The sequence below is a fragment of the Thalassolituus sp. genome (assembly GCF_984348125.1).
In genome coordinates this window covers 1-15622 of record NZ_CFHJLR010000008.1, presented here as the reverse complement: position 1 = coordinate 15622, position 15622 = coordinate 1, and the positions used below count along the sequence as shown (strand labels likewise).

At 52.8% G+C, this 15622-nt stretch carries 16 protein-coding genes; 12 read left to right on the top strand and 4 right to left on the bottom strand.

Annotated features, from left to right (window positions below; all coding sequences use genetic code 11):
• The first annotated feature begins 2 nt into the window (after positions 1 to 2).
• Genes AC5E51_RS07475 through AC5E51_RS07455 form a run of 5 tightly spaced genes read left to right on the top strand, consistent with a single transcriptional unit; the run spans position 3 to position 2342 of the window.
• A complete protein-coding gene (locus AC5E51_RS07475) occupies positions 3 to 293 on the top strand; it encodes a type II toxin-antitoxin system RelE/ParE family toxin (protein WP_491778385.1) in 291 nt (96 codons plus the stop codon).
• Between the two features lie 7 nt (positions 294 to 300).
• Complete coding sequence (locus AC5E51_RS07470; RefSeq protein ID WP_301377234.1) at positions 301 to 642, top strand: CidA/LrgA family protein; 342 nt, start codon at positions 301 to 303, stop codon at positions 640 to 642.
• Positions 632 to 1318 (top strand): LrgB family protein, encoded by a 687-nt coding sequence (locus AC5E51_RS07465; protein WP_301377232.1) that lies wholly within the window; start codon positions 632 to 634, stop codon positions 1316 to 1318. Before AC5E51_RS07470 ends, AC5E51_RS07465 begins: the two co-directional genes overlap by 11 nt.
• A gap of 26 nt (positions 1319 to 1344) precedes the next feature.
• Positions 1345 to 1623: a hypothetical protein gene (locus AC5E51_RS07460; protein WP_297531449.1), complete on the top strand. Its 279-nt coding sequence runs from the start codon at positions 1345 to 1347 to the stop codon at positions 1621 to 1623.
• Positions 1624 to 1625: 2 nt separating this feature from the next.
• Positions 1626 to 2342: a pseudouridine synthase gene (locus AC5E51_RS07455; RefSeq protein WP_273087020.1), complete on the top strand. Its 717-nt coding sequence runs from the start codon at positions 1626 to 1628 to the stop codon at positions 2340 to 2342.
• Positions 2343 to 2388: 46 nt separating this feature from the next.
• Here the strand turns inward: AC5E51_RS07455 and AC5E51_RS07450 are convergent, their stop codons facing one another.
• From AC5E51_RS07450 to nudE, 4 genes are all read right to left on the bottom strand, one after another.
• Complete coding sequence (locus AC5E51_RS07450) at positions 2389 to 2946, bottom strand: hypothetical protein (RefSeq protein WP_273087022.1); 558 nt, start codon at positions 2944 to 2946, stop codon at positions 2389 to 2391.
• A 139-nt stretch (positions 2947 to 3085) separates the two neighbouring features.
• Positions 3086 to 4435 (bottom strand): MATE family efflux transporter, encoded by a 1350-nt coding sequence (locus AC5E51_RS07445; protein WP_301377230.1) that lies wholly within the window; start codon positions 4433 to 4435, stop codon positions 3086 to 3088.
• Positions 4436 to 4511: 76 nt separating this feature from the next.
• Positions 4512 to 5015, bottom strand: coding sequence for a hypothetical protein (locus AC5E51_RS07440; protein WP_301377228.1), 504 nt, complete (start codon positions 5013 to 5015; stop codon positions 4512 to 4514).
• A 22-nt stretch (positions 5016 to 5037) separates the two neighbouring features.
• Positions 5038 to 5601 carry an ADP compounds hydrolase NudE gene (gene nudE / locus AC5E51_RS07435; protein WP_068434812.1) on the bottom strand — a complete coding sequence of 188 codons (564 nt, stop codon included), beginning with the start codon at positions 5599 to 5601 and terminating at the stop codon, positions 5038 to 5040.
• Between the two features lie 50 nt (positions 5602 to 5651).
• Here nudE and yrfG point away from each other — a divergent pair, with 50 nt between their 5' ends.
• From yrfG to gshA, 7 genes are all read left to right on the top strand, one after another.
• A complete protein-coding gene (gene yrfG, locus AC5E51_RS07430) occupies positions 5652 to 6308 on the top strand; it encodes a GMP/IMP nucleotidase (protein ID WP_301389008.1) in 657 nt (218 codons plus the stop codon).
• A 123-nt stretch (positions 6309 to 6431) separates the two neighbouring features.
• Positions 6432 to 6830 carry a ribosome-associated heat shock protein Hsp15 gene (gene hslR / locus AC5E51_RS07425; protein ID WP_068434818.1) on the top strand — a complete coding sequence of 133 codons (399 nt, stop codon included), beginning with the start codon at positions 6432 to 6434 and terminating at the stop codon, positions 6828 to 6830.
• Positions 6831 to 6833: 3 nt separating this feature from the next.
• Positions 6834 to 7691, top strand: coding sequence for an Hsp33 family molecular chaperone HslO (gene hslO / locus AC5E51_RS07420; RefSeq protein WP_491778384.1), 858 nt, complete (start codon positions 6834 to 6836; stop codon positions 7689 to 7691).
• A 207-nt stretch (positions 7692 to 7898) separates the two neighbouring features.
• The gene (locus tag AC5E51_RS07415) at positions 7899 to 9431 is read left to right on the top strand and encodes a phosphoenolpyruvate carboxykinase (RefSeq protein WP_068434825.1); all 1533 of its coding nucleotides are present in this window, start codon (positions 7899 to 7901) and stop codon (positions 9429 to 9431) included.
• Between the two features lie 129 nt (positions 9432 to 9560).
• Positions 9561 to 11885, top strand: coding sequence for a Tex family protein (locus tag AC5E51_RS07410; protein ID WP_491778383.1), 2325 nt, complete (start codon positions 9561 to 9563; stop codon positions 11883 to 11885).
• Positions 11886 to 11906: 21 nt separating this feature from the next.
• Entirely contained in the window at positions 11907 to 14108 is a 2202-nt protein-coding gene (locus AC5E51_RS07405) for a TonB-dependent receptor plug domain-containing protein (RefSeq protein ID WP_068435803.1), read from the top strand.
• Positions 14109 to 14258: 150 nt separating this feature from the next.
• A partial coding sequence (gshA, locus tag AC5E51_RS07400) for a glutamate--cysteine ligase (protein WP_491778382.1) occupies positions 14259 to 15622 on the top strand: 1364 nt, incomplete at its 3' end.

Sequence of the window (15622 nt, the reverse complement as noted above, 5' to 3'; positions counted from 1 at the left end):
AGATGGAAATCAAGTGGCTACGCAAAGCGCTCAGCAATCTGACGCAGGAAGCAGATTACATCGCTGAGACAGATCCAGGCGAAGCGATGAGAGTCGTAGAAAGCACAACCTCTGCCATTGGCCTTCTGGCAGATAACCCTGCACTAGGACACCCCGGCCGGATTCCCGGAACACGCGAGCTGATAGTTCCTGCCACACGATACATCGTGCCCTACCGCGTTAACGCGAGGCTCAAACGCGTCGAGATACTTCGCGTTTTTCATTCATCCCGTAAGCTGCCTGAGTCATGGTGATTGTCAGATGACTGGTCTTTTAATTCTTCTTTTCTTTCTTGTCACAGGCAACCTGCTCCAGTCCCAACTGGATTCGCCTGTCCCCGGCTCTATCATCGGTATGCTGCTGTTGCTAGTGTTCCTGATGATTCGTGGGCGTGCGCCTGAGTCGCTGTCGCAGATCAGTAAGACGCTGTCGCCGCTGTTGCCTCTGTTTATTATCCCGGTGAGTGTGGGCCTCGTGACTCAGAAGGAGCTGCTGGCAGAGAACGGCGTTGCCTTGCTGGTGATTATGGCGGTTAGTATTGTGCCCGGCGCGATTGTCTGTGCGGCCATTATGAGGTTCCGGAGGAAGTCTGATGCTGAATGAGCTTCTGCATATGCCGCTGTTCTGGGCGATGCTGACCATTGCGGCATTTACTGTGGGTCAGCACATCTATCGCCTGTTAGGTAATACGGCGTTTCTGCCGCCGATTCTGACGGGCATCATTTTGGTCTCTGTGGCGCTTGAGGTCACCGGCATCAGTTTTGATACCTACATGGAGGGCGGGCAGTACCTGCACTTGATGCTTGGACCAGTGGTGGTGATGCTGGCTGTGCCTCTTTATCAGTTTATTCATGTGATGAAGAAGGAGTGGCTGCGCATCTCGCTGGCGATCAGTCTGGGCAGCGGTACCACGGTGGCCGTTGCGGTGGCGATGGCGCATTTCTGGATCGGCAATGACACGATCACAGTTACGATGTCGACCAAGTCGGTGACCACGCCGGTAGCGGTCACGGTCAGTGAGCAACTGGGCGGTATTGGTGCGCTGGCATCTGCGTTTGTCATCATTACCGGCGTGTTCGGTGCGTTGATGATTCCGCCTTTGCTTAAATCCGTTAAACTCGATGACCCCAAAGCCATGGGACTTACGCTGGGTGTCTGTGCTCATGCCATTGGTACCAGCCGTGCGATTGAGCTGGGAAATCAGCAAGCGGCTTATTCCGCGATGGCGATGACTCTGACCGCAACCTTGCACGCGGTTCTGTTACCGCTAGTGATGTAAAAAGCCACAATAAAAAAGTATTTACTATGAAAAACGCTCTAAGAAAACTCTTTGCTCCGATCCTGAATATTTTTGAAAACAGCGAAGATGAATACGTTTATAAAGAATCTCACCGAACCATTCTGATTGCCGTAGGAAGTTTGTTTCTCGTGCTGTCGGGTGCCGGCGGTTGGGTTGCTGTTCAGGCAGGTCAGGCGGGCGGCGCATTCCCGGCGATTATTTTCGGGCTGATCGGTCTGGTTTGTTTAATTGTTGGCTTTCTAGGCAATGATAAGGCGGTCGCCAACATCTGGAAAAATCGCTGAACATGGCGACCGCGAAGCGTTATCGCCTGGATCGGTTTTTAAGTGTTACCACAGGCACACCGAAGCGCTCGGTTCGCTCGCTCTTAGCGCAGAACCGCGTCACGGTAGACGGACGGGTAGCGACCGACATCAATCAACCGGTTGATCACTTCTCGCGTATTACTCTGGATGGCAAAGAGCTACAGAATCGCACTCGCCGTTATGTCCTGCTGCATAAACCGGTTGGTGTCGTCAGTGCCACAATAGACGATATTCATCCAACCGTCATTGATGTGCTCCGTGATGCAGGGTTCCCTGAAGCTGAACTTTGCGATATGCATATTGCCGGGCGACTGGATCTGAACTCCTCCGGCTTACTGCTTCTGACTAACGACAGCGACTGGTCTGAGGCGCTCATGGCACCCGATAGAAAAGTCGCAAAGGTGTACGAAGTGACACTGGAGAACCCAATAAGCGACGAGTGTGTGAAGGCCTTTAAAGAAGGCATCTATTTTTCGTTCGAAGGTATTACTACTAAGCCAGCAACCCTTGAGCGACTGACTCCCTATACTGGAACAGTGACGTTAACTGAAGGCAAGTACCACCAGATAAAACGTATGTTCGGGCACTTTAGAAATCCGGTATTGAGGTTACATCGTGTAGCGATTGGAGACATCCGGCTGGACGCCTCCCTGAAGTGCGGGGAATATCGAGCTATATCTAATATCAGTCAAAGATAGTTAGCCCTGGATTCAGCATTGTTAAAGCCGGCGCGCCTACCAATGTCTAAATAAATTGGACTGCTGCAATACCCGCAGCCAGTTTTTCTGGCGAATCTGCTCGCAAGCCGATACAAGGTTTATCGTAGTTTTTGCTCTTCTCTACTACGCCAATCTCACCCCATGCAGAGATGGTTTCTTCCGAAACTCCGTGATCCTCGCGACAGGAAATCCAGCAGTCATTAGCTGTACTTTTAAGTCCAGCAAAAAAGTGTTTCCCATATAAATAAATTCTGATCTGAGTCTTGAGTATCGTCATGTCCGATATACCAGGAACCTTCGACAAGCTCATCGCAATAGCCTCTAACCTGGCTAAGTTTCCTCCATCACGCCCCCCACGGCTGATCTTATAATCGCCTTTGTCGATGATAACTTCTCGATCAGTCTTTCTGTTTTTATCAACTGGCATATGCTCAAGCGCATACTCAATGGCGGCGAGAAGTTTGTTTTTTCCTTCCTCTCCCCAAGTTCTGGCGCGAATAGCATTTAATTTCAGTTTCAACAGTTCCTCTCGCGTATATTCATACGACTCAATTTTTCCGAGGATATCGTCTATCTTAGACATCTTAACTCCTTGTATATTGGCAATATCACCTGACTATACGTTTACATTCTGAAAACGGAACTATCGAGCAATATATTTCGACTGAATTCATTTAAAAGCTTAAATTTTTACCAACCATCGTCCCGGAAACAGTATGAAATTATGCCCGCAACCAACGATCATCCAGTAACGCACGACCAAGGATGATAGCCACTAAGCCACCGACCAGGTTAGCAATAAGCTCTGCGGCATAAATCGAACGCGACTCAAGCACCAGACTCAAGCCAACCGCCACAGGTACCATAATCAAAGCAACACGAACAACCGATTGCCCCAGCGCCCAGTAAGCACGATCAATTGCGTTAAACGCACCATTCACAACGATCAGGGCACCAAAGCCGGCATACCCCCAGACAGAGATCATTAGATACGTTGAAATAGCATCAATTACTGCTGGGCTATCAGTAAATACTGTCGCCAGAGACTCACGCCAGGTTACCAGCAAAGCGCCCGCCGTCAGGCTGTACACCACACAAAAGCCAATGGCCATCCACAACGCCCGACGAGCCCGGTCGCCATAGCCTGCCCCCCAGTTCTGACCAACGATTCCGCCAATCGAACTCGAGAGCGCCAACAAAGGTACGACGGCAAGCGCCTGCAAGCGACCACCGGCGCCAAACCCCGCGACTGCGGCATCGCCGTACTTCGCCAGTAATGCCGTCATGATAGACAGGCCGACGGGGTTTACGGAATTAGATACTGCCGCCGGGGCACCCACCCTCAACAGAGCACGAATATCCTCACCCGGATGCGCCTCTTTCAGGCGAGAGAAGTTCAGGCCGACAGGGCTTCGCGCAATCAGCACCAGTGCCAGAATGGATGCCAGCGTCCAACCCGCCACCGTGGCGTAAGCCGCGCCTTTAATACCGAAACCTTCGAAGCTACCAATACCGGCAATCAGGATAGGGTCGAGTATCAGGTTGACCAGTGCCATCATCATCAGAATGAGGGACGCCTTACCCGCCATGCCCTGAGCACGCAGAGCACCATTACCGCCCATATTAATCAACAACATTGGGAAGCCGAACGCAAAGGGGGTCATATAGGAATCGATTAATGGCAACAGGTCTGGAGAAGCATTCATCACTTCAAACAATGGGCGTTTGAAGAGCAACAGGAGCACCGTGATAACAATGCCAAAAATACCCGCTGCCACAATTCCCAGAGCCACCAGACTCTGCGCCTTGTGCTTCTGCCCTGAACCTAACGCCCGCGAAACAACAGAAGCAATGGCAGCGATCACTCCGACACCAAGCGAGGACAGAGCAAACACCACCGGGAAGATAAAGCTAACGGCCGTCAGAGGGTCCTTGCCTAAATTACCAATAAAATAAGCATCCAGAAGCCCGACCGACATCAGTGCCAGAATGCCTATCACCATAGGCAACGTCTGGTGATACAGGTGGCGCCCCACAGAGCCGCTGGTAAGTAATGCGCCTTCGACGCTCATAAAACCCCAGAATTAATAAAAGATGACCGGCTGCACAGTACCACAGTCTTAACAGGCGGCGCGCGGGATAGTCTGTTCAGGCCAGTTGCAGGATGCCAGATTTGCCATGCATGTCGCCAAGTATCCAGATCTGCTCAAACGGGTGAGATGCGGGCACCTGAATTTTATTGATGAATTGAATGATCTTGCGCGCATTCCATTGCGGGTGTGCGTTGCGGATAAGTAGCCAGGCACGCTGGCTCTGATAGGTTTTCTCCGCTTTCTGGCGCAGTATCCGGTTCAGTGCACTGACCAGGCGTTGATCGGTATTGTGCTCCAGCTCCTGTTCCGCCAAAGCCGACTGTGTCTCAGCACTCAGCGACCGACCCAGAATTTTCATGGCCTCGGCCTCGCTGCCGTATAAATGAGCAACTTCAATGTCGAGCTTATCTCCTTCAAGCAGACAGGACACATCGGGCTTGGTCGGAAGGTTGTGCCACAAATGCCGTATTTTATGGCCGGTTTCTTTCTCGTACGACCGCATAAACAGCTTGGCCGCTTCATGCTCAAGACGGAGCTTCTCGTCTTCGCTGCTCGACATCAGAAGTTACACCCAAATTCCGCTAGAGCGGCGTGCCCTCAAAGCGGCCATTCAGATATTCAACAGCAACCGCTAAGGCACCGATTGCACGACCTTCGTTAAAGTCATCGCGGCCGTAAAGCTCGGTCAGATCCTTGAGCTTCCACTCAACCAGCTCCAGTGGCTCTGGCTCATCGCCTTCCAGCTTTGACGGATACAAGTCACGGGCAAGCACCACATCGATGCCCCCTCGCATGTAGCTTGGCGACAGGCTCATTTTCTTCAGATAAACGAACTCGCGCGCAGCAAAGCCGATTTCTTCCTGCAGTTCGCGGTTGCAGGCATCACGCATCGATTCGCCCAGGTCCACCGCACCTTTTGGCAGGGTAAGGGTGTAATCTTCAACACCGCCCCCATATTCACGTATCAGGGCAATCGTTTCATCATCCAGCAGAGCGACCATCATGACGGCGCCGCTGCCACCGGGCACCAGTCGTTCGTAAGTTCGCTCAACGCCGTTACTGAACCTGAGGTCAATGGATTCCACCCGGAACAGGCGACTTTCTGCGACCATGTGGCGATTCAGGATTTCGGGTTTTTTATGCATGACAGCCCTGTTTAAATAGTCGGTGAACACTTTTCGTAAGGTATTAGCGCATGACGATGCCAGACTGGCAAGAGATAGACACGGTTCTGTTAGATATGGACGGCACCCTGCTCGATCTGCATTTCGACAATTACTTCTGGCTGGAGCACGTGCCGAGTAAATACGCCGAGCATCACGGCCTCTCAGAAGAAGAAGCGCTCGCAGAGCTGAACAAAAGTTTTGTCGGCCTGCGTGGCACGCTTAACTGGTATTGTCTGGATCACTGGAGTGACCTTACGGGCCTGCCCATCGCTGAGCTTAAGCGCGATGTGCAGGACAAAATTGGTTTTCGCCCGCATGTGGAAGACTTCCTCGATACCATGAAGAAGCTTGGCAAACGCACCGTGATAGTCACCAACGCACACCGCGACAGCGTGAACCTGAAAATGGAACGCACCGGCCTGGATAGACTGGTCGATCACGTCATCAGCTCCCATGACTATAAAGAACCGAAAGAAAGTCAGGCGTTCTGGGACCACCTGCAACGCGAAGAACCCTTTGATAAAGAGCGTTCCCTACTGATTGACGACAGTCAGGCTGTGTTAGAATCGGCAGAGAAATGGGGTATCCGCTGGCTGCTGACGATCTTTCATCCAGACAGCCAGAAAGCGCCAAATACCGACAGTCGCTTTCCGGGTATTCACCACTTCGACGAATTCAAATTTTAAACCGAATTCTGCATTGCCAGGGCCGTCTCTGACTCGCCGTGAATCCATCCATGGAGGCTCTCGTGTGCCATCCATGGCACACAAGGTCATCGACAGCCCTACCAACGCGATCTTCGAGGACGCATGAGCGAACAGACAAACAAAATCCGACTTGATAAATGGCTCTGGGCCGCGCGCTTTTTCAAAACCCGTGCGCTGGCGAAAGGCGCGATTGAAGGCGGTAAGGTGCATTACGAGGGTCAGCGCTGCAAAGTTAGTAAAACCGTCGACGTGGGCGCCAAACTGACGATCCGGCAGGGCTTCGACGAGAAAATCGTCGTCATTAAAGCGCTCTCTGAGCAACGCCGCGGCGCCCCAGAAGCACGCCTGCTCTATGAGGAAACTCCCGAGAGCATTAAAGCGCGTATGGATAAAGCGGAGTACCGCAAGGTCGTCAAAGCCTCACAAGCAGCACCCGACCATAAACCAAACAAGAAAGAGCGTCGCGACATGCGCCGCTTTGAGCACAATCAGGACTACTGAAGAATGTCTGACACTCCAAACAGCGCTGACAGCCTGCAACGCTTCAGCTTCGACAACACCAATATCCGCGGCGAGCTGGCTCACGTAAATGCGAGCTACCGCGAAATACTGAAGCGTCATCAGTATCCCACGCGGATAGCTAAAGCCGTCGGTGAGCTGATGGCCGCTACCGCCTTGCTGAGTGCTAACCTCAAATTTACAGGGCGCCTGACCTTACAGATTCGTCTGCCGGGCAACATCAGCCTGCTGCAAGCAGAAACCAGCGACAAAGGTCAGCTGCGAGCCATCGCCCGTTATGAAGAAGGTACCGAAGAAAGCGAACTGAGCTTCGACGACGGCCAGATGATCATCACTGTCGAGCCTGAAGTCGGCCAACGCTATCAGGGCATCACTCTGATCAAAGGCGGTAATGTCGCTGGCGCGCTGGAAGATTACTTTGAACAGTCAGAACAGCTGGGTTCACGCTTCTGGCTGGCCTGCGATGGTCAGAATGCCGCCGGTTTCATGCTACAGCAGATGCCATCAGAGCAGAGCGATGATCCGGATGCGTGGGATCGTCTCACTCATCTGGCCAGCACAATCAAAGAAGAAGAGCTGATTAATCTTAACAACGATGTCCTGCTTCACCGCCTTTACCATGAGGAAGAGGTACGTACTTATCCTGCGAGCGAACTGAGCTTTTTCTGCACCTGCTCAAAGGACAGAATCGGCAATGCTCTGCACCAGCTCGGAAAAGACGAACTGATGCAAATCATTGAAGAACAAGGAAAAATCAGCATCAACTGCGATTTCTGTAAGCAGGCCTACAGTTTCGACAAAGAGCAGGTTAACGAACTCTTCCCAGAGCAGAATCTCCAGTAAAACCTGATAAAACAATAACTTAGCTCTGCTGCGAATAATTATCGGTCAAAAAGCGACCAGCGGGGCTTAGCGCGCAATGAATTTTCTGGCATAATTGCGCGCCTTAAACTTTTGGGCTCGCCCGGGCACCCTTCAGGGCGGATTATTGAGATACAAAGTATGGCCACAAGCCGTACTGAATTTACGAGGACCCTGCGGGGCATCGATATGACTGTTTACACCGATTTATCTACTCCTCTCCTGGTAGAACAAGCCATCGCCCGCGGCGAAGGTGAACTGCAGGATAACGGCGCTCTGGTTATCAAAACCGGTAAGCGTACAGGTCGCTCTCCGATGGACAAATTCATCGTTGAAGAGCCAAGCAGCAAAGACGCGATTGAGTGGGGCAACATCAACCGCCCATTCGACGCGGACAAGTTTGATGCCCTGTGGGAGCGTGTAGAAGAATATCTGGCCCAGCACGACAGCTTCGTATCTCAGGTACACGTGGGTTCTGATCCACAGCACTACCTGCCAGTTAAAATGACCACTCAGACTGCATGGCAGAACCTGTTTGGCCGTAACCTGTTCATCCTGCCAGAAAGCTACAACCCTTCTGATAAGGAAGAGTGGCAGATCCTGAACGTTGCTGGTTTCGAATGTGTTCCAGAACGTGACGGCACGAACTCTGACGGCGCAGTGATCGTTAACTTCGCACAGCGCAAAGTATTGCTGGCTGGCATGCGTTACGCAGGCGAAATGAAGAAAGCAATGTTCGGTGTACAGAACTTCCTGCTGCCAGAAAAAGACGTACTGCCAATGCACTGCTCTGCCAACGTTGGCGAAGATGGCGATACCTGCCTGTTCTTCGGTCTGTCTGGTACCGGTAAAACCACCCTGTCTGCTGACCCTGAGCGTTACCTGATCGGTGATGACGAGCACGGTTGGGGCAAAGGTACTGTCTTCAACATCGAAGGCGGCTGCTACGCAAAAACAATCGATCTGTCTCAGAAGAACGAACCTATCATCTGGGACGCGATCAAGTTCGGTGCGATCGTTGAGAACGTCACCATCGACGAAAACACTCGCGTTGCTGACTACAGCAACACTGAGCTGACTGAAAACGGTCGTTGTGCATACCCGCTGACTCACGTTGAGAAGCGCGTTGAAGAGAACATGGCTGGCGAACCAAAAGCTGTGATCTTCCTGACCTGTGACATGACTGGCGTTCTGCCTCCAGTGTCTATCCTGAGCAAAGAACAGGCGGCTTACCACTTCCTGTCTGGTTACACCGCTCTGGTAGGTTCTACTGAAATGGGTGGTTCTAAAGGCCTGAAGTCTACCTTCTCTACCTGCTTCGGTGCTCCGTTCTTCCCACGTCCAGCAGGCGTTTACGCTGAACTGCTGATGAAGCGTGTGACTGAATTCGGTTCTCAGGTATACCTGGTTAACACTGGCTGGACTGGCGGTCCTAACGGTGGCGGCGGTGAGCGTTTCAGCATCCCGACGACCCGTGCTGTCATCGCTGCAATTCAGTCTGGTGCTCTGCGTGATGCAGACACTGAAGAACTGCCAATCTTCGGCCTGCAGGTTCCAACCTCTCTGGAAGGTGTTGATGCAACTCTGCTTAACCCAACCAAAGCCTGGGCTAACAGCTCAGACTGGGAAGGTGCTGCGAAGAACCTGGCGGCTCAGTTCGTTGAGAACTTCAAGAAGTACGACGTATCTGACGCTATCGTAAACGCAGGCCCTCAGCTTTAAGCTGAACCTGTTTTACGAGCATGAAAAGGGGCGCTACGGCGCCCTTTTTTGCGTCTGATTATCGGGTGATATTCACCTCGCCATGTCACAGGTATACTCACGCCCTCGTGAATAATGTACTTATGAGTTATGACCCTGCCTTCGATCACCCAACGCCTCGCTACTGAACTGAATATCCGCCCACAACAGGTAGACGCCACCGTCGCCCTTCTTGATGAAGGTGCTACTGTTCCCTTCATCGCTCGCTACCGGAAAGAAGTCACGGGGGCGCTGGACGACAGCCAGCTGCGTACTCTTGAAGAGCGTCTGGGCTATTTACGCGACATGGAAGATCGTCGTGCGTCTGTGATCAAAAGCATCGAAGACCAGGGCAAACTCACCGATGAGTTGAAACAGGCGCTGTTGACGGCGGATACCAAAACCCGCATCGAAGATCTGTACCTACCCTACAAGAAAAAGCGCCGCACTAAAGGTCAGATGGCCATTGAAGCAGGCCTTGAGCCATTAGCCGATGCCCTGTTCAACGACCCGAACCTGACGCCCGAACAAGAAGCGGAGAAGTATCTCAACGCCGAGCACAGCATTGGCGATACCAAGGCCGCACTCGACGGCGCTAAATACATCCTGATGGAGCGCTTTGCCGAAAACGCCGACTTGCTCGCGGCGCTGCGCCGCTTCCTGAAGCAGGAAGCCACACTCTCTGTCCGCGTAGTACCGGGCAAAGAGAAAGAAGGGGAAAAATTTGCCGACTACTTTGAGCACGACGAGCCTCTGAAGTCGGTACCGGGTCACCGTGCGCTCGCTATTCTGCGTGGTCGCAATGAGGGCGTTCTGTCGTTTTCACTGGTGACCGGCGACCCTGAAGACAAGCTGGCCGCCAGCCCATGCGAGGCCATTATTGCCGAACACTCAGGCATAAAAAATGAAGGCCGCGCCGCCGACCGATGGTTGGCCGAGGTCGTAAAATGGACCTGGCGCATCAAGCTGCTCACCAGTCTCGAAACCGAGCTGATCGGCCAGTTGCGAGAGCAGGCAGAAGAAGGAGCGATTAAAGTATTCGCCGACAACCTCAAAGACCTTCTTTTAGCTGCACCAGCAGGGCCAAAAGCCACCATCGGGTTGGACCCCGGCCTGCGTACCGGGGTGAAAGTCGCGGTCGTCGATAAAACCGGCAAAGTCCTCGATCACTGCGCCATCTTCCCGACACCTCCGCAAAATCGCATCGCCGAATCCGAAGCCGTACTGCTGGCATTGATTCAGAAGCACAATGCCGAGCTGATCGCGATTGGTAACGGTACTGCTTCGCGCGAAACCGATAAGTTTGTTGGCGATCTGCTGAAAAAGCACAAAGATCTGAACGTACAGAAGATCATGGTCAACGAGGCCGGTGCCTCGGTGTACTCAGCGTCAGAGCTGGCGGCCAAAGAATTTCCGGATCTGGACGTGACCATTCGCGGCGCCGTATCCATTGCTCGTCGCCTGCAGGACCCATTGGCAGAACTGGTAAAAATCGAGCCCAAGTCCATCGGTGTGGGCCAGTATCAACATGATGTTAATCAGAGCCAATTAGCGCGCACACTGGATGCCGTCGTAGAGGACTGTGTTAACTCGGTGGGCGTCGATCTGAATACCGCCTCTGCGCCACTGCTGACACGAGTTTCCGGGCTGAACGCCACACTGGCCAATAACATCGTCGCTTTCCGCGATGTAAATGGTGCCTTCACCTCACGCAAAGACCTGGCAAAAGTGCCGCGCCTGGGTGACAAAACCTTCGAGCAGGCGGCGGGTTTCCTACGCATTATGGACGGTAAAAACCCTCTGGATGCCTCCGGCGTTCACCCTGAGTCTTACCCTGTAGTGGAGCGCATTGCCCATGAATTCTCACGCGATGTCAGCAGCCTGATTGGCGACGGCAGCTTCCTGAAATCTGTCAATGCAGGCCAGTTCACGGATGAACATACCGGCGAACTCACCTTAAAAGATATCCTCTCAGAGCTGGAGAAACCCGGTCGCGACCCTCGTCCTGAATTCCGCTTTGCGGAATACAAAGAGGGCGTAGAAGACATCAAAGACCTGAAGCCCGGTATGATTCTCGAAGGCGCGATCACTAACGTTGCCGCCTTTGGTGCCTTTGTGGATATCGGTGTACATCAGGATGGTCTGGTACACATTTCAGCGCTGGCCGATCACTTCGTGAAGGATCCGCGCGACGTTGTGAAAGCCGGCGACATCGTAAAAGTGAAGGTAATGGAGGTCGATGTGTCGCGTAAGCGCATTGGTTTATCCATGCGACTGGGGGATGATATCAACGCCTCGGGCGACACCGGAAGCCGACCTGCTAAAGACAGACCTCAGCGCCAGCCGCGTGGTTCAAAACCGACGCAGCAACCTGCCGGAAACGGTGCTATGGCGGGGGCCTTCGCAGCCGCGTTTGCAAACGCCAGAAAGAAATAAAGCGAATAATGAGAAGTTATCGTGCAAAAAAAAGGACCTCTACTCATCATACTCACGTGTGCCGCGAACCTTTGCCAGCCTTTGCACGTCACAGCAGATGACAACCCGGATAACTTCTCTTCCCTCTCGTGGGATGCCTCAAGCTGGGATGCCTCAGCAGCCGATATCCCGCATGTACTGACACCAGCGCGACTGCATCAGGCCACCGCAGAGGTGCCAGGCAGTGTGACGGTTCTGGATGCTGATTTTATAAAACGCACGGGCGTCAAACGTATTTCTCAGCTTCTGCGTTACGTTCCTGGAATGCTGGTCGCTCACGACATCCGGGATAATAGCGACGCGGTGGTCTATCACGGTGGGCCATCCATCCTGCCCAAGAGCTTTCAGGTCCTCATAGACGGACGGGCACAATACCTCGCCGGGTTGGCCGCGGTGTCATGGGAAGACTTACCTGTTGCGGTCGAGGATATTCAGCGGATCGAAGTCGTTCGCGGCCCTGCGGCCACCAGCTTTGGCACCAACGCTTATCAGGCTGTAATCAATATCATCACGAATTACCCACAGGATGCCTTCGACGACCAAATCGGTGTCCAGCAAGGTAATAATCGGGATACTTATCTCTACGCACGAACGACCGGCGATCAGGGGATTCATCACTGGCGCTTGTCGGCCAAGGCCTATTCCACAGAACACCTGCGCGACAGTGATGACACCAGCATAGGCTGTACAACCCCTTGTGACGACAACCGTGATTTCGCGGCAGTTATGCTAAATACCAGCCATCAACTGAGTGATGCTCAGAGCCTGAACACTGCCTTCACGATGACTAACGCTTACCGGGACGTGCCTGATTACGAGTTTACGAGTAATCACGTTGAGTCCAACCAGTTTGAAGCCAGCGTCGTTTATGATCATGACCTGTCGGATCTACATGAGTTGAAAGTGTCGGTTCACGCAACCCGTTTTGAGCGTCGCCAGCATGGTGTGCTGGAAAGTGGACCTTCCGGTTTCTTTGATCCGCTTCTGAGACAACTGGATGAGGTAAACCCGGAAGCCGCCGATCAGTTTGTTCAGGGCGAATCTCTCACCGCACTGGATACCACCAACCCGGAAGAGCTGACACTGGCTCAACAGCTCCTCACTCGCTACGGAGCCGACCCGGCTGCTTTCTTCATACCGATCAGCGGTGATGTGCACGCTGATACGAACGAACGACGTATCGACCTGGAAATACAGGATACGGTCGCCTTCGCAGACAACCTGATCATGATCAGCGGTCTCGGATATCGCAGAGAACAGATTTACTCGAAGCCATTCTATGGCGGCTACATAGACTCAGATCAACTCCGCGGGTTCGGCAACATCAACTGGAGAGCCAGCAACCGCTGGGCCCTGCATTCAGGTGTTATGTATGAATATGAAGAGGACGGTACTGACGTCTGGTCTGGAAAACTGGCGGCCAACTACCTGATCAGCCCAGTCGAATCGGTCAGGCTGGTGTTCAGTCGTGCCGGGCGTACGCCGGACATACTCGAACAAAGAGCAGACTGGATATACGTCGTTGATAATGCCGAAACAGAATCGCGATACGCGGGTGTCGAGTATTACGATGGATTCAAAGGACCGGGTAACCTCAAACCCCAGATCATCCACTCAGTCGAGTTAGGGTATTTCGCCAGCAAACCGTTCTGGAAAGGCAATATAGAGTGGGACGTTAAGCTGTTCCGGGAAGAGCTGAATAATGTCATCTATCACTACCCATCCATTCGTCTCGATACGGTCAATGATGGGAATGAAATTGTCTACACCGGCGCTGAAGGGCAGTTAACGTTCACGACGCGAAGCACCGCAGAGTTCCGCCTGACCAGCGCATGGCTGCGCGCAGAGGTAGATCCAACAGAGGATCTCAGCGACAGCGATCTGGTCGCCCTGTATTCGCCACGCTCGCACTCTGCCTCGTGGTTCCAGCCATGGCCAGCGCAGATTTTCACTCATCTCAGTGCGTTTGTTATTGAAGACGGACGCCGGGTGAACCGTGGCGATGACGGCGATGATCTGCATACACTGGAACTGAATATATACCGTGACTTTGCCTCGGCAGAGACAACAACCCGGTTAGGTTTCAGAGCACAGAGAGACTTTACGTCAAATACCTTCAAGCCGGACTCAGAACCCTACGAGCAGGCTGTACGCGTTCAGTTAAGTGCCAGTGTTGCATTCTGATAATCGATCTGACGAACAATTAGTAGGCCTATACACAACACTGTTCATTATGAGCGAATAATCTGAGACCAATTTCTGATACAAGCATGTATAAGATCCTGTCGATTCCTCCTATAATCCGCTGACTTCCAACCTGATGCAGAGGTGCTCTTGGCTTCCTACAATTCACTGCTGGCGCTACTGGCCGACTCCCGGCACCTACCCATGCTTTCCCGACTGCAACGGGGAATTGAGAAGGAAGGCCTGCGCTGCGGCAATGACGGACTAATCGCTCAGACACCTCACCCTAAGGGAATGGGCTCTGCGCTGACGCACCCGGCTATTACGACCGACTACTCCGAAGCCTTACTTGAGTTCATTACGCCGGTTTTTACCAGCGCCCATGAGGCGTCGGCTTACCTCGAAACCGCCCATCGCTTTGCCTACCAGCAAATGGAAGGAGAGCTGATCTGGCCAGCGTCGATGCCCTGTATCCTGAAAGGCGAAATGAGCATCCCTATTGCCGAGTATGGCAGCTCCAATATCGGACGTCTGAAGCATGCCTATCGCCATGGCCTCTGGCACCGCTACGGTCGTGTGATGCAGGCAATTTCAGGTATCCACTATAACTTCTCGCTGCCAGATGAATTGCTGCAATTGCTGGCGGAGCAGGAAGGTCAGAAAGCAGACAAAGACTTCGTATCCCGCCGCTATCTCGGCATGATCCGTAACTTCCGCCGCTATGGCTGGCTGCTGATGTATCTGTTCGGGGCATCACCGGCGGTATGCAGCACATTTCTTGATGGCCGTAAGCACTCTTTGCAGAAGCTTCACAAGCACACCTTATACGCCCCGTACGCGACCTCGCTGCGGATGAGTGATCTGGGTTACCAGAATAATGCTCAATCGGGCTTAGTGATCTGTCACAATTCCCTTGAGTCGTACATCGACACGCTGAGTAAAGCGCTGACCATTCCTGTCGCTGAATACGAAGCCATTGGTATGCAGGAAGAGAACGGCCAGTATAAGCAGCTCAATACCAACCTGCTTCAGATCGAGAACGAGTACTACAGCAATATCCGTCCTAAGCGGGTAGGCGAGTCCGGCGAGAAGCCGCTGGAGTCATTGGCTCGTGCCGGTATTCAGTATATTGAAGTCCGCAGCACGGATGTGAATCCGTTCCTGCCACTGGGTATCGACGTTCCACAGATGCACTTTATGGATATATTCCTGACCTGGTGTGCTCTGCAGGACAGTGGTGAGATTGATGATGCCGAATACGAACGTATTCAGCGCAACTTCAGTAAAGTGGTTTACGAAGGTCGTCGCCCGGGATTAATGCTCGAAAGCGCCAGCGGCGAAACCACTCTGGCAGACTGGGCAAGCGAACTTCTCGACAGCATGCAGCCCGTGGCAGCCTTGCTCGACGAAGCCAACCATCACAGCTTCCACATAGATACTCTTGGTCAGCAACGCCTTAAGATCGCTGACGCCAGTCATACGCCATCCGCGAAAGTGCTGAGAATTCTGGAAGA

Excerpts from the sequence above, each read along its gene's own strand:
- hslR (WP_068434818.1), top strand. The coding sequence starts at position 6,432 with ATGAGCGAACAGACAAACAAAATCCGACTTGATAAATGGCTCTGGGCC.
- AC5E51_RS07445 (WP_301377230.1), bottom strand. The coding sequence starts at position 4,435 with ATGAGCGTCGAAGGCGCATTACTTACCAGCGGCTCTGTGGGGCGCCAC.
- hslO (WP_491778384.1), top strand. The coding sequence starts at position 6,834 with ATGTCTGACACTCCAAACAGCGCTGACAGCCTGCAACGCTTCAGCTTC.
- AC5E51_RS07440 (WP_301377228.1), bottom strand. The coding sequence starts at position 5,015 with ATGTCGAGCAGCGAAGACGAGAAGCTCCGTCTTGAGCATGAAGCGGCC.
- AC5E51_RS07415 (WP_068434825.1), top strand. The coding sequence starts at position 7,899 with ATGACTGTTTACACCGATTTATCTACTCCTCTCCTGGTAGAACAAGCC.
- AC5E51_RS07455 (WP_273087020.1), top strand. The coding sequence starts at position 1,626 with ATGGCGACCGCGAAGCGTTATCGCCTGGATCGGTTTTTAAGTGTTACC.
- yrfG (WP_301389008.1), top strand. The coding sequence starts at position 5,652 with ATGACGATGCCAGACTGGCAAGAGATAGACACGGTTCTGTTAGATATG.
- AC5E51_RS07475 (WP_491778385.1), top strand. The coding sequence starts at position 3 with ATGGAAATCAAGTGGCTACGCAAAGCGCTCAGCAATCTGACGCAGGAA.
- AC5E51_RS07470 (WP_301377234.1), top strand. The coding sequence starts at position 301 with ATGACTGGTCTTTTAATTCTTCTTTTCTTTCTTGTCACAGGCAACCTG.
- AC5E51_RS07465 (WP_301377232.1), top strand. The coding sequence starts at position 632 with ATGCTGAATGAGCTTCTGCATATGCCGCTGTTCTGGGCGATGCTGACC.
- AC5E51_RS07460 (WP_297531449.1), top strand. The coding sequence starts at position 1,345 with ATGAAAAACGCTCTAAGAAAACTCTTTGCTCCGATCCTGAATATTTTT.
- nudE (WP_068434812.1), bottom strand. The coding sequence starts at position 5,601 with ATGCATAAAAAACCCGAAATCCTGAATCGCCACATGGTCGCAGAAAGT.
- AC5E51_RS07410 (WP_491778383.1), top strand. The coding sequence starts at position 9,561 with ATGACCCTGCCTTCGATCACCCAACGCCTCGCTACTGAACTGAATATC.
- AC5E51_RS07450 (WP_273087022.1), bottom strand. The coding sequence starts at position 2,946 with ATGTCTAAGATAGACGATATCCTCGGAAAAATTGAGTCGTATGAATAT.